Source organism: Stackebrandtia nassauensis DSM 44728, assembly GCF_000024545.1.
Lineage (GTDB): Bacteria > Actinomycetota > Actinomycetes > Mycobacteriales > Micromonosporaceae > Stackebrandtia > Stackebrandtia nassauensis.
Genome location: NC_013947.1, coordinates 257,031 through 281,758, shown reverse-complemented (window position 1 = coordinate 281,758; position 24,728 = coordinate 257,031). Strand labels below are relative to the sequence as shown.

The 24,728-nt window shown below is 67.8% G+C and carries 25 protein-coding genes, 1 tRNA gene and 1 pseudogene; 15 read left to right on the top strand and 12 right to left on the bottom strand.

Annotation, left to right across the window (positions count from 1 at the left end; translation table 11 throughout):
- Positions 1-9 precede the first annotated feature (9 nt).
- From SNAS_RS01330 to SNAS_RS32195, 4 genes are all read left to right on the top strand, one after another.
- Positions 10-2,850, top strand: coding sequence for a helix-turn-helix transcriptional regulator (locus SNAS_RS01330; RefSeq protein WP_013015554.1), 2,841 nt, complete (start codon positions 10-12; stop codon positions 2,848-2,850).
- Between the two features lie 195 nt (positions 2,851-3,045).
- Positions 3,046-3,432 carry a hypothetical protein gene (locus tag SNAS_RS01325; protein ID WP_013015553.1) on the top strand — a complete coding sequence of 129 codons (387 nt, stop codon included), beginning with the start codon at positions 3,046-3,048 and terminating at the stop codon, positions 3,430-3,432.
- 14 nt (positions 3,433-3,446) lie between these two features.
- Positions 3,447-5,675: a M91 family zinc metallopeptidase gene (locus SNAS_RS32200; protein WP_013015552.1), complete on the top strand. Its 2,229-nt coding sequence runs from the start codon at positions 3,447-3,449 to the stop codon at positions 5,673-5,675.
- 52 nt (positions 5,676-5,727) lie between these two features.
- On the top strand, positions 5,728-7,917 hold the full coding sequence (locus tag SNAS_RS32195) for a M91 family zinc metallopeptidase (protein ID WP_013015551.1): 2,190 nt from the start codon (positions 5,728-5,730) through the stop codon (positions 7,915-7,917).
- Positions 7,918-7,947: 30 nt separating this feature from the next.
- Here SNAS_RS32195 and SNAS_RS01310 read toward each other — a convergent pair whose 3' ends face one another.
- Complete coding sequence (locus SNAS_RS01310; protein ID WP_013015550.1) at positions 7,948-8,922, bottom strand: NAD(P)H-quinone oxidoreductase; 975 nt, start codon at positions 8,920-8,922, stop codon at positions 7,948-7,950.
- Positions 8,923-8,981: 59 nt separating this feature from the next.
- On the opposite strand from SNAS_RS01310, the gene SNAS_RS01305 reads away from it, so the two are divergent.
- From SNAS_RS01305 to SNAS_RS01295, 3 genes are all read left to right on the top strand, one after another.
- Complete coding sequence (locus SNAS_RS01305) at positions 8,982-9,716, top strand: WecB/TagA/CpsF family glycosyltransferase (RefSeq protein WP_083786982.1); 735 nt, start codon at positions 8,982-8,984, stop codon at positions 9,714-9,716.
- A gap of 113 nt (positions 9,717-9,829) precedes the next feature.
- Positions 9,830-10,903, top strand: a complete 1,074-nt coding sequence (locus SNAS_RS01300; RefSeq protein WP_013015548.1) for an NAD-dependent epimerase/dehydratase family protein — start codon at positions 9,830-9,832, stop codon at positions 10,901-10,903.
- Positions 10,900-11,706 (top strand): WecB/TagA/CpsF family glycosyltransferase, encoded by an 807-nt coding sequence (locus tag SNAS_RS01295; protein WP_013015547.1) that lies wholly within the window; start codon positions 10,900-10,902, stop codon positions 11,704-11,706. Before SNAS_RS01300 ends, SNAS_RS01295 begins: the two co-directional genes overlap by 4 nt.
- A gap of 9 nt (positions 11,707-11,715) precedes the next feature.
- On the opposite strand, the gene SNAS_RS01290 is transcribed toward SNAS_RS01295, so the two are convergent.
- The 3 genes from SNAS_RS01290 to SNAS_RS36075 all read right to left on the bottom strand — a co-directional run bounded on the left by SNAS_RS01290 (position 11,716) and on the right by SNAS_RS36075 (position 13,139).
- Positions 11,716-12,282: a TetR/AcrR family transcriptional regulator gene (locus SNAS_RS01290; RefSeq protein ID WP_013015546.1), complete on the bottom strand. Its 567-nt coding sequence runs from the start codon at positions 12,280-12,282 to the stop codon at positions 11,716-11,718.
- Positions 12,283-12,343: 61 nt separating this feature from the next.
- Complete coding sequence (locus tag SNAS_RS01285; protein ID WP_013015545.1) at positions 12,344-12,835, bottom strand: DUF6640 family protein; 492 nt, start codon at positions 12,833-12,835, stop codon at positions 12,344-12,346.
- Between the two features lie 46 nt (positions 12,836-12,881).
- Complete coding sequence (locus tag SNAS_RS36075) at positions 12,882-13,139, bottom strand: hypothetical protein (protein ID WP_013015544.1); 258 nt, start codon at positions 13,137-13,139, stop codon at positions 12,882-12,884.
- A 283-nt stretch (positions 13,140-13,422) separates the two neighbouring features.
- On the opposite strand from SNAS_RS36075, the gene SNAS_RS01275 reads away from it, so the two are divergent.
- Together SNAS_RS01275 and SNAS_RS01270 are read left to right on the top strand one after the other, a co-directional pair.
- Positions 13,423-13,923: a MarR family winged helix-turn-helix transcriptional regulator gene (locus tag SNAS_RS01275; protein WP_013015543.1), complete on the top strand. Its 501-nt coding sequence runs from the start codon at positions 13,423-13,425 to the stop codon at positions 13,921-13,923.
- Positions 13,924-14,057: 134 nt separating this feature from the next.
- Positions 14,058-14,672 (top strand): isochorismatase family protein, encoded by a 615-nt coding sequence (locus SNAS_RS01270; RefSeq protein WP_013015542.1) that lies wholly within the window; start codon positions 14,058-14,060, stop codon positions 14,670-14,672.
- A gap of 46 nt (positions 14,673-14,718) precedes the next feature.
- Here the strand turns inward: SNAS_RS01270 and SNAS_RS01265 are convergent, their stop codons facing one another.
- A complete protein-coding gene (locus SNAS_RS01265) occupies positions 14,719-15,384 on the bottom strand; it encodes a TetR/AcrR family transcriptional regulator (RefSeq protein ID WP_013015541.1) in 666 nt (221 codons plus the stop codon).
- Between the two features lie 79 nt (positions 15,385-15,463).
- Between SNAS_RS01265 and SNAS_RS01260 the strand changes: the two genes are divergently transcribed.
- Both SNAS_RS01260 and soxR read left to right on the top strand, forming a co-directional pair.
- Positions 15,464-16,387: an alpha/beta fold hydrolase gene (locus SNAS_RS01260; protein ID WP_013015540.1), complete on the top strand. Its 924-nt coding sequence runs from the start codon at positions 15,464-15,466 to the stop codon at positions 16,385-16,387.
- Between the two features lie 74 nt (positions 16,388-16,461).
- Entirely contained in the window at positions 16,462-16,926 is a 465-nt protein-coding gene (soxR, locus tag SNAS_RS01255; protein WP_013015539.1) for a redox-sensitive transcriptional activator SoxR, read from the top strand.
- On the opposite strand, the gene SNAS_RS01250 is transcribed toward soxR, so the two are convergent.
- The gene (locus SNAS_RS01250) at positions 16,918-17,682 is read right to left on the bottom strand and encodes a GNAT family N-acetyltransferase (protein WP_013015538.1); all 765 of its coding nucleotides are present in this window, start codon (positions 17,680-17,682) and stop codon (positions 16,918-16,920) included. The genes soxR and SNAS_RS01250 overlap by 9 nt on opposite strands.
- A gap of 238 nt (positions 17,683-17,920) precedes the next feature.
- Complete coding sequence (locus tag SNAS_RS01245) at positions 17,921-18,361, bottom strand: VOC family protein (protein ID WP_013015537.1); 441 nt, start codon at positions 18,359-18,361, stop codon at positions 17,921-17,923.
- 290 nt (positions 18,362-18,651) lie between these two features.
- On the opposite strand from SNAS_RS01245, the gene SNAS_RS35565 reads away from it, so the two are divergent.
- Positions 18,652-18,984: an ASCH domain-containing protein gene (locus tag SNAS_RS35565; RefSeq protein ID WP_013015536.1), complete on the top strand. Its 333-nt coding sequence runs from the start codon at positions 18,652-18,654 to the stop codon at positions 18,982-18,984.
- Between the two features lie 74 nt (positions 18,985-19,058).
- Here SNAS_RS35565 and SNAS_RS01235 read toward each other — a convergent pair.
- Positions 19,059-19,147, bottom strand: a tRNA-Ser gene (locus tag SNAS_RS01235).
- Between the two features lie 185 nt (positions 19,148-19,332).
- Here SNAS_RS01235 and SNAS_RS32190 point away from each other — a divergent pair.
- Entirely contained in the window at positions 19,333-19,848 is a 516-nt protein-coding gene (locus SNAS_RS32190; RefSeq protein WP_013015535.1) for an SgcJ/EcaC family oxidoreductase, read from the top strand.
- A 39-nt stretch (positions 19,849-19,887) separates the two neighbouring features.
- Here the strand turns inward: SNAS_RS32190 and SNAS_RS35560 are convergent, their stop codons facing one another.
- The gene (locus tag SNAS_RS35560) at positions 19,888-20,061 is read right to left on the bottom strand and encodes a hypothetical protein (protein WP_013015534.1); all 174 of its coding nucleotides are present in this window, start codon (positions 20,059-20,061) and stop codon (positions 19,888-19,890) included.
- A 118-nt stretch (positions 20,062-20,179) separates the two neighbouring features.
- Between SNAS_RS35560 and fbaA the strand changes: the two genes are divergently transcribed.
- On the top strand, positions 20,180-21,205 hold the full coding sequence (fbaA, locus tag SNAS_RS01225; protein WP_013015533.1) for a class II fructose-bisphosphate aldolase: 1,026 nt from the start codon (positions 20,180-20,182) through the stop codon (positions 21,203-21,205).
- 71 nt (positions 21,206-21,276) lie between these two features.
- On the opposite strand, the gene SNAS_RS01220 is transcribed toward fbaA, so the two are convergent.
- Positions 21,277-22,248 (bottom strand): C40 family peptidase, encoded by a 972-nt coding sequence (locus tag SNAS_RS01220; RefSeq protein WP_013015532.1) that lies wholly within the window; start codon positions 22,246-22,248, stop codon positions 21,277-21,279.
- Positions 22,249-22,576: 328 nt separating this feature from the next.
- Here SNAS_RS01220 and SNAS_RS37400 point away from each other — a divergent pair.
- A pseudogene (locus SNAS_RS37400) lies at positions 22,577-22,924 on the top strand (cupin domain-containing protein); the annotation flags it as partial.
- Positions 22,925-23,053: 129 nt separating this feature from the next.
- Here the strand turns inward: SNAS_RS37400 and SNAS_RS01210 are convergent.
- Together SNAS_RS01210 and SNAS_RS01205 are read right to left on the bottom strand one after the other, a co-directional pair.
- Positions 23,054-24,058, bottom strand: a complete 1,005-nt coding sequence (locus SNAS_RS01210; protein ID WP_013015531.1) for an inorganic phosphate transporter — start codon at positions 24,056-24,058, stop codon at positions 23,054-23,056.
- Positions 24,059-24,688 carry a DUF47 domain-containing protein gene (locus tag SNAS_RS01205; protein WP_013015530.1) on the bottom strand — a complete coding sequence of 210 codons (630 nt, stop codon included), beginning with the start codon at positions 24,686-24,688 and terminating at the stop codon, positions 24,059-24,061.
- Positions 24,689-24,728: the final 40 nt, after the last annotated feature.

Genomic DNA, 24,728 nt, shown 5'->3' with positions numbered 1-24,728 from the left:
GGCTGAATCATGCTTTTCGGCCGCGACAGCGAGAAACGCGCGTTGGACCAGCTCCTGGCCGACGCGCGCGACGGACACGGTGGAGCGCTGCTGCTGCACGGCGTCGCCGGTTCCGGGAAGACCGCGCTGCTCGACCACGCCGCCGCTGCCGCCGGGGAGGCGCTGGTGCTGCGGGCCGCGGGCGTCCAGATGGAGGCCGACCTGCCCTACGCGGCGCTGCACATGCTGCTGCGGCCGGTGTTCGACGGCATCGACGCGCTGCCGCAGCCGCAGGCCGCGGCCTTGCGCTCGGCCTTCGGGCTGGGCCCGGCCGCTGAGGCCAACCGGTTCACGGTGGGGCTGGCGACGCTGACACTGTTGGCCGAGCGGGCCGAGTCGCGGCCGGTCGTGTGCCTTGTGGACGACGCGCAGTGGCTGGACCTGCCGTCGTTCCACGCGCTGCTGTTCGCCGCGCGGCGGTTCGAGGCCGATCGGGTCGCGATGCTGTTCGCGTCGCGGTCGTCGGGCGCCGAGCTGCGGGCCGAGGGGCTGCCGGAGCGGGAACTGTCCGGTTTGGACCACGACGCGTCGGTGGCGCTGCTGGAGGCGGCGGGGGTGCCAGTGCCGGTTCGGGAGCGGCTCATCGCCGCCACCGACGGGAATCCGTTGGCGTTGCGGGAGTTGGCGCGCGACGTCGACCGGCTGGGCGGGACAGGGCCGGTGGCGGTGCCGTTGACGACGAAGTTGCAGCAGCTGTTCGCGGCCGACGTGGAGTCGCTGGACGAACCGGTGCGGAACCTGCTGCTGATCGCGGCCGCGGAGGGGACCGGGGACGTCGAGGTGGTGCTGCGGGCGGCCGAGGGGCTGGGCATCGGCGCGGAGGCGTTGCGGCTGGCGGCCGAGGCCGGGCACATCGACGTCACCGCGGACCGGGTGTCGTTCCGGCATCCGCTGGTGCGGGCGGCGGTGTACCAGTCGGCGACCCCGCCGCAGCGGCGCGCGGTCCATGGCGTGCTGTCGCGGATCTTCGACAGCGAGGACGACGCCGACCGGCGGGCCTGGCACGCGGCGGCCCGCGTGTCGGGCACCGACGACGAGGTGGCCGACGACCTGGCGGCCTCGGCACAGCGGGCCGCCGCGCGGGGCGGACAGGCCGCGGCGGTGACGATCCTGGAGCGGGCGGCGGAGCTGAGCTCGCGACCGGGGGTGCGGGGCGGGCGGCTGGTGGCGGCGGCCGAGGCCGCCGGTGACAGTGGACAGCACGACCGGACCAGGGACCTGGCGGCCCGCGCCGAACCGCTGGTCACCGACCCGATGCAGGCGTCGCGGCTGGCGGAGCTGCGGGCCGAGGAGGAACTGCTGCACGGTTCGGTGGCGGCGGCGCGGGACATCCTGGACGAAGGGGTTCGCCGGGTGGCGGCCGTCGACGGGGGTCGCGCGGTGATCATGGTGACCCATCTGGCGAACGTCGCGGTCCACTGGGGAGCGCCGCAGTGGGTGGACGAGGCGGTGGGGCTGTTGGGGACGATCGAGTTCGCGGGGCGGGGATCGGACGGCGCGGGCTCGGCGGAGGTGCCACAGCGTGGGGGTGCGGCGGCGACCGCCGAACTCATCGTCGCGGCCGCCGCCGCGTGCGAGGGGATTCGCGAGGTCATGGCCGGGGACGCGGGGCGGGGCGTCGAGCTGGTGCGGGCGATGGTGGAACCCATGCGGCCGTTGCGTTCTGGGCTGGTGGGCGCGCGGGTGTTCGCCGCGACGCTGTCGGGGCTGGCGGCGGACGACGACGTCGCCGTGGAGCTGCTCGAACCGCTCATCACCGAGTGTCGTTCGCTGGGCATGGTGGGGTGGCTGCCGACGCTCCACACCGGATTGTCGGAGGCGCTGACTCGGCTGGGCCGGTTCCGGGACGCGCGGGCCAGCGTGGCCGAGGGCGCGCGGATCGCCGCCGAGCTGGGGCAGACCCGGATGGCGGCGTGCCTGGACGCGACCGGCGCGGTGCTGGCGGCCGTGGCGGGCGAGGAGGTCACGGACGAGCCCGGGGAGCTGTCGCCGTGGGCGCTGGCGACGTGGCGGCACGCCCGGTCGTTGGCGGCGCTGGTGCGCGGCGACTACGAGCTGGCCGTGGGGCACTGGAACTCGATCGTGGGAACGGCCGCCGAGCTGACGTCGGCGGCGTGGGTGTGGGCTCCCGGGCAGGTCGAGGCGGCGGTCCGCGCCGGTGACCCGGCGGGCGCGGCCCGGGCCCACGAGCTGTTCGCGCGGTGGGCCGACGGCGGCGGACGCGGTGACCTGCACGCGATCCGACTGCGCTGCGAGGCGCTGCTGGCCAACGAAAGCGAAGCGGGACAACGGTTCGAGGCGGCGCTGAAGGCCCACGAAGCGGCGGGCCCGGCAGCGAGGGCGGGCCGAGCGGCGGGATCACTCGCTGGCACTGGCAAAGCGGCTCGCTCGGCGGGGACGGGCGGCTGGGCGGCGCGGCCGTTCGACGCCGCTCGCACGACGCTGTTGTACGGGGAGTGGCTGCGGCGGCATCGGGATCGGGCGGCGGCGCGGCGGCAGCTGCGGCGAGCCGCCGAGGAGTTCGAGCGGCTCGGGGCCGTCGGCTGGGCCGAACGGGCGCGCCTGGAACTGCGCGCGACCGGCGAGACCCGCGCCACCAGAGCCGCCCGTCCCGATCTGCGGGACCGGCTCACGCCACAGGAGCTTCAGGTCGTCAAACTCGCCGCCACCGGAGCCACCAACCGGGACATCGGCGCCCAGTTGTTCCTCAGCCCCCGCACCGTCGGACACCACTTGTACAAGGCCTTCCCGAAGCTCGGCGTGGCCAACCGCGCGGAGCTCGCGAGAGTGTTCGCCGGGGACGAAAGCTAATAGGACATACCCCGTATTCTCGAGGGGACATACCTCGTATCCACGGGCTTACCGTTTGATGTTCGTCCACCGCATATGCCCGTATTTTTCCGTTACGCCGGGTTTCATATAGTGAACATGTGCACATAGGCACATTCGAAAAATGAGCCGAGTAAGCGATTGCACCGCCCGCCACGCCACGCTAGTTTTGCGCGCATGGCAAAGGAAGTACAGGCCGATTTCGTTGAGCTGGGTGTCCTCGGCAAGGCATTCACCACCGCCGGTACCGGCCTGCGCACCGGCCTGAAGGACATGCGCGAGGAGGGGCTCATCCCCGCCAACGCGTTCGGCAACACCCCCGGCGCCGAGGGCTTCAACGAGTCCTATTCGGACGTCCTCGAGAAGGCGGGACAGGCGATGGAGGACCTCGCCGACACCGTCGAGCGCGACTCCGACAACGTCTACCGGGTCGCCTTCGCCTACCAGAAGACCGATCTGGACAACAAGGCCAAGATCGACGCCAACACCGAGAAGGAGAAGCTGGACCGGCTCCGCGAAGAGGTCGGCAGCGTCCCCTATCCCAGCAAGCCAACGATCGTTTAGGCAGGCCGGTCCCGATGGTTGAACCGAAAATCAACGTCGACTCCCAGTGGTTCGATCTCAAAGCCGACCCCGCCAAGCTCGAGAAGGCCGCCACGCACTGGCGCGCCATGGGCAAGAAGGGCGACGACGTCAGCGACGACATCCACGACGCCGCCAACGTCGTCCTCGACGGCAAGGGCAAGGAGTGGAAGGGCGACACCCGCGACTCCTTCGAGACCCACAAGTCCGACCTGGTCAAGTCGATGGCGACCACCAAGGGCAAGTCGGACGACGTCGCCGGAGCCCTCGACGGGCTGGCGACACTGCTGCGCAACCGGCAGGGTGACCTGGACACGCTCAAGTCCAAGCTCCAGGGCCGGGTCGCCAACGTGATCAACGGCAACCAGATCACCTTCAGTCCCAAGGACGCCAAGGAGACCAAGGGCGTCATGGACGCCGTCGCCGCCGCCCGGACCATCCGCGACGGCCTCGACACCCAGATGGGCACCCACAAGACCGCGTTGAGCACGGCGGCCACCGACTGGACCGCCATCAGCGACAAGTGGAAGAAGTACGCGGCCGACAACGCTCCCGACACGTTCAAGCTGCCACCCGAGGCCGACAACGGCCCGCAGTCGATCAAGCTGCCCGACGGCACCGTCATCGTCAACACCGGCACCGGCGACGAGAAGACCAAGGTCCACACGGACCGCGACGGCAACGTCATCGTCACCGTGGACGGCAAGGAGTTCAAGTACCCGCCCGGCACGAACATCGCGGTGCGCGGCGGGGAAGGCGACGACGACGTGACGATCGACCCGAGCGTCAAGAGCGACGTCACGGTGCTCGGCGGCGAGGGCGAGGACACGGTCGTCGACGGCGGCGGCCCAGGTTCCGACCCCTCCACCGGCTCGCGCACCGTCCTCGGGGGTGACGGCAAGGACAACATCGTCGTCAACGGCGACAACCGCAACGTCTCGTCCGGAGCCGGAGACGACCGGGTGGTGGCGCTGGGAGACAACAACAACGTCTCCACCGGCGACGGCAAGGACGACGTGCGCACCACCGGCGGCTACTCCTCCACCGGCCGCGGCGACGACTTCGTGCGAGCCGGGAACCACGACGACCCGCTGTACAAGGACAAGCCCGTCCACGAGTCCACGATCTTCGGCGGCGAGGGCAACGAGGAGATCCAGGGCAGCACCAAGGACGACAAGATCTCCGGCGGCAGCGGCGAGGACGAGATCTACGGTCACGAGGGCAACGACCTCATCAGCGGTGACGGCGGCCAGGACTACGTCGACGGCCAGGACGGCAACGACAACATCTCCGGCGGCGGCGACACCGACACGATCTACGGCCTCGACGGCGATGACACCATCACCGGCGGCAGTGGCAAGGACTACCTGGAAGGCGCCGAGGGCAACGACTCCGTCAACGGCGGCACCGGCGAGGACGTGGTCTCCGGCGGTCGCGGTGACGACACCCTGCACGGCGACGACGGCAACGACGTCATCTACGCCGGTGACGGCAAGGACAGCGTCGACGGCGGCGAGGGCAACGACAAGCTCCTGGTCCAGGACGGCGACAACGTCGCCAGTGACAAGGTCGCCAGCAACGGTTACAGCGTCAACGACACCGACACGGTCAAGAACGTCAAGATCGTCGACTCCAGCTTCATCAAGGTCGACGGTTCGGACGAGTTCGAGGACCGGATGCGGGCCGATCTGAACATGCTGTCCGGTTCCGAGAACGGGACGAAGATGCTGGCCAACCTCGAGGACAAGATCGACAACAGCCGCGACGACTACATGCCCGGCGAGCGGGAACTCGTCATCAACGAGTTCGACGAGGACAACGGCGAAGCCCTGCCCGGGGCCGACGGTTTCTTCGGCCACGACGTCAACCTCAACATCAACCCCGAGTACGACAGTGGCAACGAGAAGCCACCATCCACTGTGCTGTATCACGAGCTCGGACACGCCTACGACTACTACAACGACACCACCGACGACGGTCGTCACAACGACCCGAAGGACCCGGACTACGTCTACGAGAAGAAGTACTGGGACCTGGCCGGGCCCGAGGAACGCGTGGGCGCCAAGAACTCCGAACGGCAGGCCGCAGGTCTGCCCATCGACCATGACGGCGACCCGAACACACCGACGAAGATCGACCCCGACCATCCCATCGAGTACACGGAGAACGGTCTTCGTGAAGAGATGAACTGGGGACATCGCGACCAGTACGGATCGCCGTACTAGTCGGAACCCTCTTCACGACCGGCACAAGTAACGCACAGACGGGTTTTTCACGATGGTTGAACCGAAGATCAACGTCGACTCGCAGTGGTTCGACCTGAAAGCCGACCCCACGAAGCTGGAGAAGTCCGCCACGAAGTGGCGGGCCATGGGCAAGAAGGGCGACGACGTCAGCGGCGACCTGCACGACGCCGCCAACGTGGTCCTGGACGGCAAGGGCAAGGAGTGGAAGGGCGACACCCGCGACTCCTTCGAGACCCACAAGACCTCGCTGGTGAAGGCCGTGGCGGGCACGAAGACTCCGTCCGACGACGTGGCCGGTGCCCTGGACGGTCTCGCGACACTGCTGCGCAACCGGCAGGGTGACCTGGACGCGCTGAAGACGAAGCTGCTGGGCCGGGTGGCCAACGTCGTCAACGGCGGACAGATCACGTTCAGTCCCAAGGACGCCAAGGAGACCAAGGGCGTCATGGACGCCGTGGCGGCGGCCCGGGGCATCCGCGACGGTCTCGACATCCAGATGGGCACCCACACCAGCGCGATGTCCAAGGCGGTCGGCGAGTGGCAGGCCATCAGTACCAAGTGGAGCAAGTACGCGTCGGAGAACGCTCCCGACACGTTCAAACTGCCGCCCGAGGCCGACAACGGCACCCAGGTGCTGAAGCTGCCGGACGGTTCGGTCATCGTCAACACCGGCACCGGCGACGAGAAGACCGACGTGCGCACCGACAGCGACGGCAACGTCATCGTCACCGTGGACGGCAAGGAGTACAAGTACCCGCCGGGCACCCCGGTCGCGATCCGGGGCGGCGAGGGCGATGACGAGGTCACCATCAACCCGAGCGTCAAGAGCGACGTCACGGTACTGGGTGGCGAGGGCAAGGACCAGATCGTCGACAACGGTCTGCCGGGCCAGGACCCGTCGACGGGGCCGCGCACCATCATCGGCGGCGACGGCGACGACCGCATCGTCGTCAACGGCGAGAACAAGAACATCTCCTCGGGTGCCGGGAACGACAAGGTCACCGCGATGGGAGACAACAACAACGTCTCCACCGGCGACGGCAAGGACAACGTCGAGACCACCGGGGGCTACAACTCCACCGGCCGCGGCGGCGACTTCGTCCGGGCCGGGAACCACAACGACAACCCGTTCCTGAAGGGAATGGACGTCCACGAGTCGACGACCTTCGGTGGTACGGGCGACGACGAGATCCAGGGCAGCACCAAGGACGACAAGATCTCGGCCGGTTCCGGCGACGACCAGGTGTACGGCCATGAGGGCGACGACCTCGTCGACGGCGGCGCCGGACACGACTACCTGGACGGCCAGGACGGCGACGACAACATCTCCGGCGGTGCCGACAAGGACACGGTCTACGGCCTCGACGGCGACGACACCCTCACCGGCGGCAGCGGTCGCGACTATCTGGAGGGCGCCGAGGGCAACGACACCATCGGCGGCGGCACCGAGGAGGACGTCGTCTCCGGCGGCCGGGGCGACGACAACCTGCACGGTGACGACGGCGACGACGTCATGTACGCGGGCGCCGGCAAGGACACACTGGACGGCGGCGAGGGCAACGACAAGCAGTTCGTCCAGGACGAGGACAAAGTGGCCAGTGACGGTGTCGCCCCCGGCATGTGGGGCGTCAACGACTCCGACACGGTGCAGAAGGTCGACATCGTCGACAACAGCTACATCCAGGTGCGCGGCAGCGACGAGTTCCAGGACCGGATCCGCGCCGACCTCGACATGTACAGCTCCTCGCCGACCGGCAAGCAGATGATGGAGAACCTGGGCGACCGGGTCTCCGACACCCACGACGACTGGAAACCGGGCGAGCGCGAGGTCGTCATCAAGGAGTTCGACGAGGAGAACGGGACCGCCAGTTCCGGCAAGCTGTCGGGCAGCGACGTCGAGATCCAGATCAACCCGGACTTCCACCTCGACGACCCGGGCGAGGCCACCACGTCCAAGACCGAGCGCGAGGGTGTTCCGTCGGCGATCCTGTACCACGAGCTGGCGCACGGCTACGACTACCTGAACGACACCTCGGCCGACGGCCACGACAAGGGCAACGACGCGCCGAACGACGAACGGCAGGCGGCCGGGCTGGACTACGACTGGACCGGTGACGGCAAGCGCGACAACGTCCACGACAAGGACAACCCACACCCGTACGCGTACACCGAGAACGGTCTGCGCGACGAGATGGGCCGCGACCACCGCGACGCGTACTAGGACGCGGGCTGGCGATCGCGACCGGTGCTGTCAGGTCGTGAGCAGGATCTTGCCGAGGTAGCCGCCCGCGTCGAGGACCCGGTGTGCCTCGACGACGTCGGCCAGCGGGAACCGTTGCGCGACAACGGGTTTGACCTGTCCCGAAGCCACCTGTGGCCACACGTTGTCGCGCACCGCCGCGATGATGTCGGCGCGTTCGCCGATCGGGCGAGACCGCAGGGTGGTGGCCGAGACGCTGCCGCGCCTGCGCATCAGCGCACCCAGGTTGAACTCGGTCTTGGATCCGCCCTGCATGCTGATGATCGCCAAGCGTCCGTTGAGGTTCAGGCTGGCGACGTTGCGGTCGAGATAGGACGCACCGAGGTGGTCGAGGATGACGTCGACGCCGCGGCCGTCGGTGTGGGTGGCGACCTCTTCGGCGAAGTCCTGGTCGCGGTAGTCGATGACCAGTTCGGCGCCCAGTCCGCGCAGGGCGTCGGCGTTGTGGGAGCGGGCGGTGGTCAGGACGCCGCAGCCGCGCGCGGTGGCCAGTTGGATCGCGAAGGTGCCGATGCCGCCGGAACCGCCGTGCACCAGCAGCATCTCGCCCTCGGTCAGCCGGGCGATCTGGAACACGTTCGACCACACGGTGGCGGCGACCTCCGGCAGTCCGGCCGCGTCGACCAGGTCGACGCCGTCGGGGATCGGCAGCAGCAGCCGCGCGTCGACCGCGACCCGTTCGGCGTAGCCGCCGCCCGACAGCAGCGCGCACACCTCGTCGCCCACCGACACACCGGCGACGCCGGGACCGATCGCGATGATCCGCCCGGACACCTCCAGGCCCGGGTAGGGGCTGGCGCCCTCGGGCGGCGGGTACTTGCCGCGTCGCTGGGCGGCGTCGGCGCGGTTGATCCCGGCCGCGGCCACCTCGATGACGACCTCGCCGGAACCGGGGATCGGGTCGGGGGCGTCGATGACCTTCAGGGCCTCGGGCCCGCCGGGTTCGGCTATCTCTACGGCTCTCATAGGCGGCAGCGTATTCCGCTTGCCGCAAATCCGGGCAGGCATGCCGGTATTGTTGCCCAGTGTCCGATTCTCGATACGGAGTGCGACAACGGCATCCGGGCCGGTTCCGGTGCTGCGGCGTCCTCATCGACAGCCTGACCCCCGAAGCCGCCACCCAGGCGCTGTTGACCTCGCGGCACGGCCAGGCCCGCAGAGCCCACCTGTGCGACACCTACACGGTGTCGATCGCGTTGGCGGACACCGAGTTCCGGGACCTGCTCAACGCGTCCGACATCAACTTCCCGGCCAGTACCCGGCTGGTGCGACAGGGCCGCAGGCTGGCCGCCCGCAACCTGACCGACCGGATCCACCCGCCGACGCTCATGTTCGACACGATGAGCCAGGGACGCCAGCCCGGCCTGCGGCACTACCTGTGCGGGCCGACGCCGGAGGTGGTCAAGACGCTGAAAAAGACGCTGCTGGAGAAGTTGCCGGGGGTCGACATCGTCGCGACCAGTGTGCTGGCGTTCCCGATCATGCCCGCGGAGAACGCGGCGCTGCGGAAACTGGCCGCCGACTACCGGCCCGACATCGTGTGGGTCGGCTGCGAGACGCCGCAGCAGCACGGGTTCGTGGCCGAGTACGCGTCGGTGCTGGGAACCACGCTGGTGGCGGTCGGCGACGCCTTCAGCGTGCTGTCCGGCGTCAAACCGCCGTCGCGGCCGTGGACCACCCAGCTGCTGGGTACGGCCCGGTTCGGCTACGGCACCCTCACCGACAAACGCCGCAGCCGCAAACTGGACCGGGTGCCGTAGGCCGGGCCACATCCGCCAAGCCGTCACTCGCGGGGGCAATGCGCGCCACGACTACACTTGTGGGCCGCACCCGGGCTGGCAGGAAGCCCGCATCGAGCGAGGAGTAGTAACACTTGAGCGTCGCACTGATCACCGGTTCCGCCGGACTCATCGGCTCCGAAGCCGTCCGTCACTTCGCCAAACTCGGCTTCACCGTCGCCGGGATCGACAACGACATGCGCGCCTACTTCTACGGCTCGGACGGTTCCACCGCCTGGCAGGTCGAGGAGCTGAAACGCGAACTGGGTGCCTCCTACGAGCACCACAGTGTCGACATCCGGGACCGCGACGGCCTGGACAAACTCTTCAAGCACTACGGTTCCGACCTGGCGGTCATCATCCACTGTGCCTCCCAGCCCAGCCACGACTGGGCCGCGAAGGAACCGTTCACCGACTTCGACATCAACGCCACCGGCACGCTCAACCTGCTGGAGTACACCCGCAAGTACGCCATCGACGCGCCGTTCATCTTCTGCTCCACCAACAAGGTCTACGGCGACACCCCCAACCGGCTGCCGCTGATCGAAAAGGACACCCGCTGGGAGATCGACCCGTCGCACCCCTATGTGGACGGTATCCGCGAGGACATGTCGATCGACAACACGCTGCACTCGATCTTCGGCGCCTCCAAGGTCGCCTCCGACATCATGGTGCAGGAGTACGGCCGCTACTTCGACATGAAGACCGCCGTGTTCCGGGGCGGCACCCTGACCGGCCCGGCCCACTCGGCCGCCGAACTGCACGGCTTCCTCGGCTACGTGATGCGCTGCGTCATGGAGCGCCGCAACTACAACATCTACGGCTACAAGGGAAAGCAGGTGCGCGACGCGATCCACTCCCACGACGTCGTCACCGCCTTCGAGGCCTTCTACCGCGCCCCGCGCGTCGCCGAGATCTACAACCTCGGCGGTGGCCGCGCCTCCAACATCTCGGTGCTGGAGTCGTTCACCGTCGCCGAGGAGATCACCGGCGAGAAGGCCCAGACCACCTATGTGGACCAGAACCGGGTCGGTGACCACATCTGGTGGATCAGCTCGATGGCGCGGTTCCAGGAGCACTACCCGGACTGGAAGATGAGCCACGACGTCAACTCGATCATGCGCGGCATCTACGAGGCCAATGTGGATCGGTGGGTCCCGCAGTCGTGATCGACCAAGGCAAGCGCAACGTCCTGGGCGTCTACGTCGACGCCATCGACTACGAGGCCGCCACCGAGAAGGTGGTCGACGCGGCCCGCGAACAACGGCCGCTGGCCCTGACCGCGCTGGCGGTGCACGGCGTCATGACCGGCGTCCAGGACCGGGCCCACGAGGCGCGGCTCAACTCCTTCGACGTGGTCACGCCGGACGGCCAGCCGGTGAAGTGGGCCCTGAACCTGCTGCACAAGGCCAAGCTGTCCGACCGCACCTACGGTCCCGAGCTGACCATCCGGGTCATCGCGCGGATGGCCGCCGAGGGCCTGCCGATCTACCTGTACGGCAGCACCCCCGAGGTGCTGGACACGTTCCGCGCCAAGCTTTCCGAGCGTTTCCCCGACCTGGTCATCGCGGGCTGGGAACCGTCGAAGTTCCGCGCCAACGAGGTCGGCGAGCCGGAGCAGATCGCCAAGCGCATCACCGAGTCCGGGGCCCGGCTGGTGCTCGTCGGGCTCGGCTGCCCCCGGCAGGAGATCTTCGCCCACGCGATGCGGCCGCTGCTGAACATGCCGCTGATGGCCGTCGGCGCCGCCTTCGACTACCACGCCGGGAACCTGCGCAAGCCGCCGGAGTGGATGCAGAAGCGCGGGCTGGAATGGCTGTGGCGCTTGGGTTTGGAGCCCAAGCGCCTGTGGCGTCGCTACCTGATCCTCAACCCGCTGTACCTGGCCCGGCTGACGGGGCAGGCCACCAGGGTGTGGAAGGCGAAACCGGCCACCGCGACCCGCGAGGGTGCCGACAGCTTCGCGGTCTGACCGCGCCCGCTAGTCGAGCGGCCGGAAACCGTTGAGGGCGATCTCGACGAACCGGCGCCAGTCGCCGAAACCGTTGCGGCAGATCGTGGCGACACAGCCGACGATCATGTACAGGTCGGCGACGGTGATGTCGGCGCGGACGACGTGGGCTTCGCGGCCCCGACGCAGCAGTGTCTCGCCGACCTCCTGGAGCCGTTCTCCGGGTTCGCCGCGCGGTTCGGTGGAACCGAGCACGGCTTCGATGGCGTCCGACTGACCGCGCCCGCGTTCGTGGACCTCGCCGACGTGGTGGAGGAAGCCGCGCAGTGCCTCGCGCGGGTCGGGCTGGTCGAGGCAGTGTTCGCGGGCGAAGGCCAGGATCTCGACGAACCGCTGCTCGGCGACCGCCTCGACCAGTGCCCGCCGGGTCGGGAAGTGCCGGTAGACGGTGCCCACGCCGACCCCGGCGCTCTTGGCGACCTCCGACATGTGCACGGCGGTGCCCTGGGAGTTGAACAGTTCCTCGGCAGCGGTGAGAACGCGATCGCGGTTGTGCGCGGCGTCGCTGCGGGGCCTGCGGCCTGCGGTGCTGGTCATTCTCGAACTCCGTCGTGTCCTGGTCGTGGTGAACCTAGCGTGTGCCCGGCCCGCGACGACGTCAGGCCGCCGCGGGGGTGCGGTTCGACTCGGGGGCCAGCGGAATGCGTCGCCCGAACCGTTCGACACCGACGGCGACGGCCAACAGCACGAGCATGACCAGCGCGATGAACAGCTGCGGGTTCAGCCCGAGGATGGACACGTTGTCGGCGACGAACTCGGGGTCGATGATGCCGGTCCCGGGGAACAGCAGCGCGGCGAACATGGCCAGCCAGGTCACCGACGCGAGCGCCGCCGCCCAGTGGAACTGGAGCCGGAGGTTCCCGGTGCGGCGCCACAACATGGTGAGACCAATGGCGGCCAACAGCGCGGCCATCACGAGGTACTGCGCGTCGTGGAACTTGGCGTGCGGTGGCCAGTTCGGGTTGTGCAGGTGCATCGCGGCGACGTCGGGGATGGCGAGGTCGGCCAGCGCCGGGCCGAACAGCGAGAAGAACAGCACGACGCGCACCAGGATTCGTGGCAGCGTCCAGTGTCGTGGGGTGGTGGCCATGACGGCTCCTTCGTGAGAGCTAAACGGAAGCGGATTCCGATTCCATTTATACTCCGGACTCAGACCACGCCGCCGGGCGCCCTCGCTCAGTCGCTGTCGCCAAGCGGCGTTCTCGTGCGGGTTCGGCGGCGAGGTTCCCGATCGCCGCCAGTACCCCGATTCCGGCGCCGATCAGCCACCAGAGCCCGCCGAGGTGTTGCAGCCCCAGGCCACCCCCCAGCGCCCACAGCAGCGCCGCCAGCGCCAGCACTCGGCTGGTTCGCTTGCCGTCCACCAGTTTCGGGACGAACAGCTGGCCGAGCACGATCGCGACGCCGTTGACGGCGATGATCCAGCTGTACTGCCGCTCGGTCAGCCCGGTGCCGGTGACCTGTAGCGACAGCAGGGTCTCCAGCTGCGCCTGTAGGAACGCGGGCAGGAACCGGCGGCGACCCCGGCCAGCAGCGCGGCGGCGGTGTCGCGAAGCCAGGAACGTGGGGAGTGCAAGGCCTGAACTCCAATATTTTGGTGTCGAAATGTTTGGAGTCGGAACCTAGCATGCCATTGTGATAGCGTCAAATATTTCGAGCTGAAAACAAGGGGTAGCGATGCCGGACATGATGGACGAGGTACAGCGGCTGTGGCACGAGGTGCGCCCCGAGGCCGACGTCGGCCCGATGGGGGTCGTGGGCCGGATCCAGCGCGCCAGCCGCCTGCTGGAACAGGGGCATCGCGACTACTTCTCGCGGTTCGACATCGACGACGGCGAGTTCAACGTGCTGGCCACGATCCGTCGCTACGGCCCGCCCTACACCGTCACGCCGGGCAAGCTGACCGAGACCTCGTACATCAAGGCGGCGGCCATTACGAACCGGGTGGATAGGCTGGTGGCCAAGGGTTACGTGACCCGCGAAACCGATCCCGACAACCGGCGCAAAGTCCGCGTCACGCTGACCTCCAGCGGCCTGGACATCGTGGAGCGGGCCTTCGACGGACACGTGACCAACGAGGACCGGATGCTGGCCGCGCTGGACGGCGAGGAACGGGAGCAGTTGGCGGGCCTGCTGCGCAAGCTGCTGGAGTCGCTGGGGGACGTGCCGAAGGGCTGAGGCTGTGACGTCCGGCACTTTCTTGACATTTCGACGTCAAATTGTTTGACGGTCGCCTTGGGGCGAAGTACGGTTCGAGCCACGACATTTCGATGTCGAACAATTCGAGATAGTACTGAGCCTAGGAGCACCCCATGACCCCCGAAGTCCTCACCGCCGACAACACCGCCGTCCTGCTCGTCGACCACCAGATCGGTCTGTTCACCGGCGTCCGCGACCTCGGCACCGACGAACTGGCCCACAACGTCGCCGCGCTGGCCGCCAGCGCCACCCGGCTGGGACTGCCGGTCATCGCCACGACCACCGCGGCCGACAGCATGTGGGGACCGCTCGTCCCCGAGCTCGTCGCGGCCCTGCCGCACGGCCACCCCGTCATCGACCGCGGCACCGTCAACGCCTGGGACGACGAGCGGGTGCGCCGGGCCGTCGAGGCGACCGGCCGCCGCAACCTCGTCATCGCGGGGGTCTCGCTGGAGGTGTGCGCGGCGCTGCCCGCGCTGGCCGCCGTCCGGAACGGGCTGAACGCCTACGTCGCCGTCGACGCGTCCGGGACCTTCTCGCGGACCAAACGCGAGACCGGGCTGCTGCGGCTCGCCCAGGCGGGGGTCGTGGTCGCGGACTACTCGGCGCTGATGGTCGAGATCCTCGCCGACAACGCGGCGCCGCACGCGGGCGAAGTGTATGGGGCACTTGACATGCCGTTCGCGAAGCTGGTCGGCGGGCTTTCGGCGGCGATCCGGTCGCGGTAGGCGGCCGAGGTGTCCGGCCCGGCCACTATGGCCGGGCCGGGAGCGGTCAGATCGTCAGCAGACCGGTCAGGACCCGGGCCAGGATCACGGGGAAGCGGTCGGAGCCCTCGGCGGGCTGGGCGGCCAGCAGCGTGGCCGCGAGCTGGGGGTGCTCGCCGTCGGTGGCCAGGTGCAGCAGGTAGGTGGTCTGGCGGGCTACGGTCTCGGCGGCGGTGTGGGTCTCGTTGTGGACGTACATGGCCACGAAGCCGCTGAACAGCGCGAAGGCTTCCAGTTTCGCGGTGGCGGGCAGCGGATGGTCGTCCAGCACCGTGAGGAAGTACTCAAGGATGGCCGCGCCGGAGGGGCCCAGCGTCGGGCGGGTCAGGACCAGGGTCGGCAGCCACGGGTGGCCCAGCATGATCTGGCGGTGCCGGACGCCGAGCTGGACCAGGTCGGTGACCGGTTTGCCGGTGGGGGGCGGGAACTCGAAGTCGGCGCCGGTGGCGTCGACCATGAGGTCGAGCAGGTCGTCGCGGTTGTTGACGTAGCGGTACAGCGAGGCGGCGCCGGTGCCCAGTTCGGCGGCGACCTTGCGCATCGACACCGCGTCCAGGCCGTCGCGGTCGGCCACGGTGATGGCGGCGGCGGTGATCTCGGCGCGGCTGCGTTCGGCGGGGCGGCCGGTGGTGGCCTGCTCGGGACGCAGCCAAATGACCTCGTCGGTGGACATACATCACTCCTCACTGTTTGCGAACAGCGTACTCAAACTGCTAGTCTAATTCGCGAACACCGTTCGCGAAGGAGGAGTCATGTCGACCAGCTACACGATGAACGGGGACCTGCGGATCGCCTACGAGGACCACGGCGGCCACGGCGGCGACCCGCTGCTGCTGGTCATGGGCACGGCCTTCTCGCGGTTCTGGTGGCCGCCGAAGTTCATCGCCACCCTCGTCGAGGCCGGGTTCCACGTCGCCAGCTACGACCACCGCGACGCCGGCGAATCCGACCGCTGGCCCGACCAGCCCAAGGCCAACCCCATCGCCTCCCAGTTCCGCAAGGGCAAGCTCGCCTATACCGCCGCCGAACAGGCCTCCGACGGCGTCGCCGTCCTCAACGCCCTCGGCTGGGACGGCGCCCACCTGTTCGGCCACTCGATGGGCGGCCTGGTGGCCCAGCACATCGCGCTGGGCTTCCCCGGCGTCGCGCGCACCGTCACCACCTCCGCGGCCGTGCCCGCCGCCGCCAGCCGGCTCGGCCTGCTGCGCTACGTCCGTCCCGGCGTCCTGGTCAAACTGAGCCGGGCCAAGTACCCGCGAGGCCCGGAAGGCGACGTGGCCGCCGCGATCGGCTACGCCCGGATGCTGGCCGCGCCCGACTACCCGCTCGACGAGGAGTACGCGCGGGAAGCCGCCGAACGCGACCGCGCCTGCGGCATCGACCCCCGCGACACCCAGGCCCAGGCCCGTCAGACGGGAGCCCGCTGGAGCGGACCCGGCCCGGAGGCGCTGACGGTGCCGCTGCTGTCCTTCCACGGCGACGCCGACCCGCTGCTTCGGCTCAGCGCCGCCCGCGACCTCACCGCCGCGGCCCCCGACTCGCGGCTGATCGTCGTGCCCGGCGTCGGACACACCCTGCCGGGCCCGCTGTTCGCCGACTACGTCGCCGAGGTCCGCCGCCACGTCGATCGCTGGGCCACCTCCGCGCCCCGGTTACGGTTCAGTAGGGCGTATTAGCAGCTCACATCACACTTGACTTCAAGTCTTGTTTAACTTCTACGATCGGTGGAAGACGGGAAGGAAGCCAAGCGATGAACACCGGTCCGGACAACCACCTCACCATGGGCGAGGTCATCCGCCGAACCGGCGTGGCCGCGTCCGCCCTGCGTTTCTACGAACACAAGGGCCTCATCTTCAGCGAACGCGACCGCGGCAACCACCGGATCTACGCCCGGCACATGCTGCGGCGCGTGTCGCTGATCATCGTCGCCAAGCGGCTGGGCATCCCGCTGGCCGACATCGCCGAGGTGTTCGCGACCCTGCCGAGGGACCACGAACCCAGCCACGACGACTGGCAACGCGTGTCACGCGGCTGGCGAAAACGCCTCGCGCGCCGCCGTCGGGCCATCGAGAACCTGGAGCGCGAACTGACCGGCTGCATCGGCTGCGGCTGTCTGTCCATGAAGGCCTGTCTACTGCTCAACCCGGACGACACCCTCGAACCCCAGGGCCCCGGCCCCGTCCGGCTGCGCGAAACCGAAACCGCCCTACCGTGAGGCCCACCAGGTCGCGGGGGCCGCGACGGCGAACCCGAGCGACTCGTACAGCGGCCGCCCCAACCGCGAAGCGGTGAGCGTCACCGGCATATCGGCCAACGGCGCCAACGAACCCAGCATCGCCGCCCGTCCCACACCCCGCGACCGAAACGCCTCCGGCGTCCCCACCCAGTAGTGGCTGCCATAACCGTTGTCCACCACCGTCACACAGGCACCGGCGACCTCGCCACCGTCCACCCGGACGATGAACACGTCCACCCCGTCCTCGTCCAGCAACGCCTCCGGGAACATCTCGTTGCCCCGATACGGCTCGAACCGCACCAACTCGAACCCGTCGATCACGGCCCGCTCCGCCGCCCGCAACTCCGCGGCGTTCCCCGCCCGAACCACCTCCAGATGCGGCTCCTCAACCGGCCCGGGCTGCCGCAACATGACCGGCATCTGCCAGTTGCGATACCCCAGCTGGCTCAGATCGGTGGCACTGAACGGATCCTCGACATCCACCGGCCCGGCCGCCCCGCGCGCCAACTCGACGATCTCGGCCACCGCGTCCCCGTCAAGCCCCGGTTCCTGAATCAGAACCCGGGTCCCGGCCCTCTCATCCCCGACGGCGGCGACAAACCCGGGCCGCCGCAACACCTCATGCCCCCGGGAACGAGCCGTCGCGGCCCAAAACGCACCGGAATTACGAGCCTGCCGCAACGGCGCCTCAGCGAGCGAAGCGGGCTGATCGACAGAATTCACATCAACAGTCATGGTGGGGCACTTCCTTTCTCAGACTCGAAGATCGTACTCCACTCTCGACGTGACATTTCTGACCAAACGCGACAGTTCGTCTTATTGACAGTGCGAGACCACTGATATTGGATATCAGAGACATTCAACATCTGAATGATGGCGGGCACGGCCGACCAGCGCTGCGAAGGCGCCGAACTCCGCGAGTAACCCCCACAGCGAAACGACGGGCCCGCGCGACCACGCGCGGGCCCGTTCGTCAGCCAAGCTCCTCGGCCAGAGCGACAAGGATGCCCTCGGGCCCCCGAAGGTAAGCCAACTTGTAGGAATCCCCGAACCGCACCACCTCACCGACGAGCTCGGCCCCGTGCGCGAGCATGTGAGCGACCTTCCCGTCGAGGTCTTCAACGGCGAACATGATCCGGCGGATACCCAGCGTGTGCGGCGGAGCGTTCTCGGGCAGGCTCCGGATCGCGTCCGGCATCCGGTACTGCGCCAGCTCGACCCGCCCGTTGTCGCCCGGGACGCGCATCATCGCGACGTCGACCTTCTGATCCTCAAGGCCGACAAGACGTGCCGCCCAACTCCCCTCGACCTGTGACCTGCCCTCCACCTCCATACCGAGTTCGGTGAAGAACGCGATGACCGCGTCGAGGTCTTCGACGATGATCTCGATGTTGTCCAGCTTCTTGAGCGTCATGGTGGTTCTCCTTCTTCATCGTGCGGCCCGTCGGTGGCCGCTTCTACACCCAGGACGGAGCCACCCCCACGTTCTCGACATCCGGAGCCGAAAGATTATTTGTCAATCCGCTCCCATTGAACCCGTTACGCTCGCGCAGGACTGGAGGTGCCGGTGAGGCGTTTGAACGAGGCCCAATTGTCCTTTTGGCAGGCCTATCTGGAGACTCTCCTCCGGAGAGCCGGCCAGCTGATCCTTTCGTTGAAGCGGCCTTCGCTGGTACCAGCCAGTCGGCTGACGAACTACTTGGCTTGTACCTCAACGGACGCAAGACCGCAGGTAGCAGCATCAAGGAGGACTTCCTTGCCGCGGGCGACCCGTTGCCACGGGTCGGCAACTTCTGGATCGTGCTGAACAGCCGAGCCGAGCCGGCATGCCTCTTGAGGACCGAGAAGATAGCTGTTCACAAGTTCTATGACGTGCCGCCACAGATCGCCGTGGCTGAAGGCGAAGGGGACCTGTCGCTGGAACACTGGCGACGAGTGCACCAAGCGGCATACGAGCCCCATCTCGCGGAGTGGGGACTGGCGTCAATCGCGGATGCGACCGTCATCACGGAGTACTACACCTTGTTGTTCACATAGCCCAGCTTCCCCAACAGCATATGGGCTATGAATGGCTGAATCCCCTGGTGGGCAGGGGATTCAGTAGGTGGTTGCGGAGGCGGTGGGATTCGAACCCACGAGACGAGTCACCCCGCCTGGCGGTTTTCAAGACCGCTGCACTAGTCCACTATGCGACACCTCCGTGCAGCGTTCGCCAATCTACCAAACCTTGACCATCGGCGATCCGGACGAGGGCTCGCGGTCGACTGGTGGGGTAGCCGGGGTGGGGGTGGGTACATCCGCGGGAGTCAGGTGGACGCAACTCCTGGGCGACGACGGTGGGGGTTCTGTCGTCTTAGCGTTGCGGGAAACCAAGGAGGACAACAGATGCGAACAATTTCGAAGATCGGTGCCGTTGCCGCGGTCGCCGTCGCGTTGCTGGGCGGGGTGGCCACCGTGGCCGTCGCCGAGGGCGGTGCGGCGGGGACGACGGCGGCTCAGCGGGAGAAGGAGGCCCGGGACGCGCTTGAGCGGTTGCGGGAGCGGCAGTTCGAGGCCTGGGATGAGAAGGACGGGGCGGCGTTCGCCTCGACCTTCGCGAAGGATGGGGACATGGTGACCTTCAACGGGGATCACCTGGCGACCCGGGCGGGCATCGCTAGTGGGATGCAGTACTACTTCGACAACTTCATCGAGGACACCACGATCGAGTTGCTGGACGAGAAGGTCCGGTTCGTGGATGGGAAGTTGGCCATCGTCGTGCGCACCACGTGTCTGGTTCGCGATGGTGAGAGCGAGTGTCGGGACGGGTCGGATTCGGTCAACACGAATGTGATGGCCAAGCGGCACGGGGTGTGGGAACAGCAGTCGTTCCAGAACACCCGTATCGATCCGATCGAGTGAGCGATGGTGGTGGCGTCGTCCGTGGGGGTGGCGCCACCGTCAGGGTTCGCGGTATTCGTCGTCCTCGGGGACTTCCTGGGTCTGTTCCAGGGTGTCGGCCTCGTCGGCCTCGGTGACCTGTCGTGGTCGGGCCTGGGCCTCGTCGGTTTCGGTGGCCGCCGCGGCCTGTTCGGCGGCGTCGGCCTCGGGTATCTGCCAGTTCTCCGTAGCCATACCCGCAAGGCTACGGCCCCAGCCCGCTCCGCGTCACCGATACGTGTTGGAGCAGAATGCCTGATGGGACAGTGCCGTCTTCGCCAATGCCGAAATATTCACCCGTTAAGGAGCAGCAATGCCCATCGCGACACCCGAGGTATACGCGGACATGCTCGACCGCGCCAAGAACGGCGCCTTCGCGTATCCGGCCATCAACGTCTCGTCCTCGCAGACCCTGAACGCGGCGCTGGCCGGTTTCGCCGAGGCGGAATCCGACGGCATCATTCAGGTGTCCACCGGTGGCGCCGACTACTTCTCCGGCCCCACCGTGAAGAACATGGTCTCCGGTTCCGTCGCCTTCGCCGAGTTCGCGCGTGAGGTCGCCAAGAACTACCCCGTCAACATCGCCCTGCACACCGACCACTGCCCCAAGGACAAACTGGACGGTTTCGTGCGGCCGCTGCTGGACATCTCGGCGGAGCGCGTCAAGGGCGGGCAGGAGCCGCTGTTCCAGTCGCACATGTGGGACGGTTCGGCCGTGCCTCTGGACGAGAACCTGCGGATCGCCGAGGAGCTGTTGGCCAAGACCGCGGCGGCCCGGATCATCCTCGAGATCGAGGTCGGGGTCGTTGGTGGCGAGGAGGACGGGGTTGTCGGCGCCATCGACGAGAAGCTCTACACCACCGTGGAGGACGGTTTGGCCACCGCCGCCGCCCTGGGTTCCGGGGAGAAGGGCCGCTACATGACGGCGCTGACCTTCGGTAACGTCCACGGCGTCTACAAGCCCGGCAACGTCAAGCTGCGTCCCGAGATCCTCAAGGAGATCCAGGAGGCCGTGGGCGCGAAGGTCGGCAAGACCAAGCCCTTCGACCTGGTGTTCCACGGCGGCTCGGGTTCGCTGTTGGAGGAGATCCGCAGCGCGGTCGACTACGGCGTCATCAAGATGAACGTCGACACCGACACCCAGTACGCGTTCACCCGTCCGGTCGCCGACCACATGCTGAAGAACTACGACGGCGTGCTCAAGATCGACGGCGAGGTCGGCAACAAGAAGAAGTACGACCCGCGTGCCTACGGCAAGGCCGCCGAGGCCGGCATGGCCAAGCGGGTCGTGGAAGCCTGCGAGAACCTGCGTTCGGTGGGCACCACCGCCGCGAAGTAGACCGCTCGACGACGTGAACCGGCCGGGGCTGAAGAAAGTTCAGCCCCGGCCGGTTTCGTCTCGTCGCGGTGTTACAGGAAGGTTCCGGCGCCGTAGTACGGGGAGGCGGCGGTGTCCATCTTCGCGACCTGTACGGGTTGACCGAAGGTCGGCGCGTGGACGACGTAGCCGTCGCCGATGTACATGGTCACGTGTTTGAGGCCGTTGGAGAACACCGGGTCACCGGGCTGGAGGTCGCCCTTGCCGATGTGGGTGGCCTGACCGTACTGCCGGGCCGCGTTGTGCGGCAGGCTGATGCCGATCTGCCGGTAGGCGTCGAGGATCAGGCCGGAGCAGTCGTAGCCGTCGGGACCGGCCGCCGCCCACACGTAGGGCTTGTCGACCTGGGCCATGGCGTGCCGGACCACCTCGCCGCGTTTGCCGGGCACGTAGTCGGGTACGTAGTCGGCGCCGGTCTCGTTCTTGATGGTGGTCTTGCGATCGCCCTGGAGATCCTCGATCTCCTTCTCGATCTTCTTCTTGGCCTTGGAGAGATCCGACTCTTTCTTGTCCTGCTCGTCCTTGAGCTCTTCGAGGTCGGTCTTCTTGGACTTGTAAGCACGGGCCTTCTTGGCGACCTTGCCGATCAGACCCGCGTCACCGGCCGAGAGCCCGTCCAGCGCCGAGATCTTGTCGGCGAAGGCCTCCGGGGAATCGGAGTTGAGCATCGCGGTCGGGCCCGTGAGCCCCTGGCCCTGGTACGCGGCCATGACGATGGGCTCGGCCTTGTCGTAGAGCTTGTCCAGCTCCTTCTCGTAAGGCGCGAGCTTCTTGTCGAGCTTCTTGATCTTCTTCTTGGTCTTGTCGAGGTCCTCGCGGGCAGCGTTGTAGTCCTCGATGGTTCCCTCAAGCTCTTCGGCCCGCTTCTCGATCTTCTTCTCGAGTTCCTTGACGGACGGGTCCGCTTCCGCTGGTACGGCGGTGAACCCGAGTATCAAGGCGATGCCGACGGCCACTGAGACGAGGCGGCGGGCTTTCGCCGCACCGCTGCGTGGAGTGGTCACGATCTATATCTCCCTCGCTGAAGGCGATTCGCGTCCGGCCCGGCCGGGGTATCGAGATCGGTGAATCCGGGCCATCGGCGACCATAGCGCATCGGATGGAGTGACGCGGGCCGCCACTGGCCATACTCGATATTCGTTGACTTTACGTGTTCCGTCGACGGACAGCCGGTGTGTCTTGTCGTCGGACACGCGCGGGCGTGGGCTAATATCGCACATGATGAACGCCGGACGATTCTTCTGTTGCCGCGGCTGTTGTTGTCGCTGATCGACACCACATCCGCCCGTCCGTCCTGCCGCGAATCGCGGCCTCTCATCTTCAAGGTTCATCGTGACCCTCAGTGTCAAGACGTCTCTCACCGATCTGGCCGCCGAGTACGCCGCCGCGCTGCCGTGGCGGGCATGGTTCACGCCGCACTCCCGGTGGGCGAAGTGTGTCCACCGTTCGAGTGATCACGAGGTGTGGCTGCTGGCCTGGTTGCCCGGGCAGGGCACCGAGCTGCACGACCACGGCGGTCGCAGCCGTCCGGCCCCGGCGGCCTTCGCGGTGGCCCGGGGACGGCTGACCGAGTACCGGGTGGTGCCGGGCGAGTTCCCGGGACTGGAGTCGCACGAGGTGGCCGCCGGGCAGGCGCGCGAGGTCGACGAGCACGGCATCCACGCCGTCCGCAACACCGGCGACGAGCCCGCGGTCAGCGTGCACGTCTACGCGCCCCGGCTGGAACTGATGCGCCGCTACCTCTTCGACGAGACCGGCCTGTGGCTGGCGTCGATGAAGCGCGCGGGCGAGGACTGGTTAGGGCACGGTCTACGAGAACAGCGGCCGGACCAGCAGGTAGACCCCGGCGGCCACGGCGGCGGCGGCCGGGAAGGTCAGGACCCAGGCGATGACGATGTTCCCGGCGACGCCCCAGCGGACCGCGGCCTTGCCCTTGGTGGCGCCCACGCCCATGATCGACGAGGTGATGGTGTGGGTGGTGGAGATGGGGGCCTCGAAGACCAGCGCGTTGGTGTAGAGCACGCCGCTGGCGACGGTCTCGGCGGCGAATCCCTCGGGCGGGCCCAGGTCGATGACGCGGCGGCCCAGCGTCTTGATGATCCGCCAGCCACCGGCGTAGGTGCCCAGGGCCAGCATCGCGGCCGAGGAGTAGAACACCCACTCGGGGATGTGCTCGTTGCTGTCCTGGAAACCACCGACGTACAGGGCCAGCACGATGATGCCCATGGTCTTGGCGGCGTCCTGCATGCCGTGTCCGACGGACATGGCCGCGGCCGAGACCGACTGGGCGATCTTGAAGCCGCGGCTGAGTTTGCGGGGGTTCTTGCGCTTGAAGATCCACATGATGGCGATCATGACGATGAAACCGAGCACGAAGCCGACCATGGGCGAGGCGACCATCGGGATGATGACCTTCTCGAGGATGCCCGCCCACAGGACGTCGTAACCGGCGACCAGGGTGGCGCCGACCAGGCCGCCGAACAGGGCGTGCGAGGACGAGGAGGGCAGCCCGAACCACCAGGTGATGAGGTTCCAGGTGATGGCGCCCAGGACTCCGGCCAGCACCACCGCCAGTCCGGAGAACTCCTGCGGGATGTGGACCAGGTCGCCGCCGACGGTCTTGGCGACGCCCTCACCGAGGTGGGCGCCGACGAAGTTGCCGACCGCGGCCAGTGCCAGGGCGGCACGGGGGGTCAGGGCCCGGGTGGAGACCGAGGTGGCGATGGCATTGGCGGCATCGTGGAAACCGTTGGTGTAGTCAAAGATCATCGCGGCGGCGACGACCGCGATGACGCCAATGAGAATTGGGTCCACTTAGGATTCCTTCACCGAGATGGTCTCGACGGTGTTGGAGACGTGTTCGAAGGCGTCGCAGGCCTTCTCCAGCTCGTCGGCGACTTCCTTCAGCTTCAGGACGGTCAGCGCCTCGTACTCGCCGGAGAACAGCCGCACCAGCAGCATCCGGTAGGCGCGGTCGCCGTCGTTCTCCAGCCGGTTGCACTCGATCCAGTAGTCGCGAAGGCTCGGGTCCATGCCCTTGAGCTTCGGCATCGCCTCGACGGTGATGGCGGCCTGCGCCTTGAGGACGTCGACGATCTCCACCATCTCGCGCGGCAGCGAGGGCAGCTCGGACAGCCCGTACAGGTAGACCAGGTTCCCGGCCGCCTCGATGTGGTCCATGACATCGTCCAGCTGGCTGCCCAGCTGGTACATGTCCTCGCGGTCCAAGGGTGTGACGAACGTCGAGTTGATCTTGTTGTACAACTCGTGCGTGATCTCGTCGTTGGCGTGCTCCACCTCGACCAGGCGCTCGGACACCGACTGGGTGTCCACCTCGGCTTCGCCGAGTTCGGCCAGGATCGCCGTGCCTTTGACGATGTTCTCCGCCGCTTCGATAAAGAACTTGTAGAACGCGTCATCTTGCGGACGCAGTGAAAAGCGCAACTGGCACCTCGTGAGCACAACATGGACCGATGCCTCCGGC

Excerpts from the sequence above, each read along its gene's own strand:
- fbaA (WP_013015533.1), top strand. The coding sequence starts at position 20,180 with ATGCCCATCGCGACACCCGAGGTATACGCGGACATGCTCGACCGCGCC.
- SNAS_RS01245 (WP_013015537.1), bottom strand. The coding sequence starts at position 18,361 with ATGACGCTCAAGAAGCTGGACAACATCGAGATCATCGTCGAAGACCTC.
- SNAS_RS35560 (WP_013015534.1), bottom strand. The coding sequence starts at position 20,061 with ATGGCTACGGAGAACTGGCAGATACCCGAGGCCGACGCCGCCGAACAG.
- SNAS_RS01325 (WP_013015553.1), top strand. The coding sequence starts at position 3,046 with ATGGCAAAGGAAGTACAGGCCGATTTCGTTGAGCTGGGTGTCCTCGGC.
- SNAS_RS01275 (WP_013015543.1), top strand. The coding sequence starts at position 13,423 with ATGCCGGACATGATGGACGAGGTACAGCGGCTGTGGCACGAGGTGCGC.
- SNAS_RS01290 (WP_013015546.1), bottom strand. The coding sequence starts at position 12,282 with ATGACCAGCACCGCAGGCCGCAGGCCCCGCAGCGACGCCGCGCACAAC.
- SNAS_RS32190 (WP_013015535.1), top strand. The coding sequence starts at position 19,333 with ATGCGAACAATTTCGAAGATCGGTGCCGTTGCCGCGGTCGCCGTCGCG.
- SNAS_RS01260 (WP_013015540.1), top strand. The coding sequence starts at position 15,464 with ATGTCGACCAGCTACACGATGAACGGGGACCTGCGGATCGCCTACGAG.
- SNAS_RS01250 (WP_013015538.1), bottom strand. The coding sequence starts at position 17,682 with ATGACTGTTGATGTGAATTCTGTCGATCAGCCCGCTTCGCTCGCTGAG.
- SNAS_RS01285 (WP_013015545.1), bottom strand. The coding sequence starts at position 12,835 with ATGGCCACCACCCCACGACACTGGACGCTGCCACGAATCCTGGTGCGC.
- soxR (WP_013015539.1), top strand. The coding sequence starts at position 16,462 with ATGAACACCGGTCCGGACAACCACCTCACCATGGGCGAGGTCATCCGC.
- SNAS_RS01310 (WP_013015550.1), bottom strand. The coding sequence starts at position 8,922 with ATGAGAGCCGTAGAGATAGCCGAACCCGGCGGGCCCGAGGCCCTGAAG.
- SNAS_RS32195 (WP_013015551.1), top strand. The coding sequence starts at position 5,728 with ATGGTTGAACCGAAGATCAACGTCGACTCGCAGTGGTTCGACCTGAAA.
- SNAS_RS32200 (WP_013015552.1), top strand. The coding sequence starts at position 3,447 with ATGGTTGAACCGAAAATCAACGTCGACTCCCAGTGGTTCGATCTCAAA.
- SNAS_RS01265 (WP_013015541.1), bottom strand. The coding sequence starts at position 15,384 with ATGTCCACCGACGAGGTCATTTGGCTGCGTCCCGAGCAGGCCACCACC.
- SNAS_RS01330 (WP_013015554.1), top strand. The coding sequence starts at position 10 with ATGCTTTTCGGCCGCGACAGCGAGAAACGCGCGTTGGACCAGCTCCTG.
- SNAS_RS01270 (WP_013015542.1), top strand. The coding sequence starts at position 14,058 with ATGACCCCCGAAGTCCTCACCGCCGACAACACCGCCGTCCTGCTCGTC.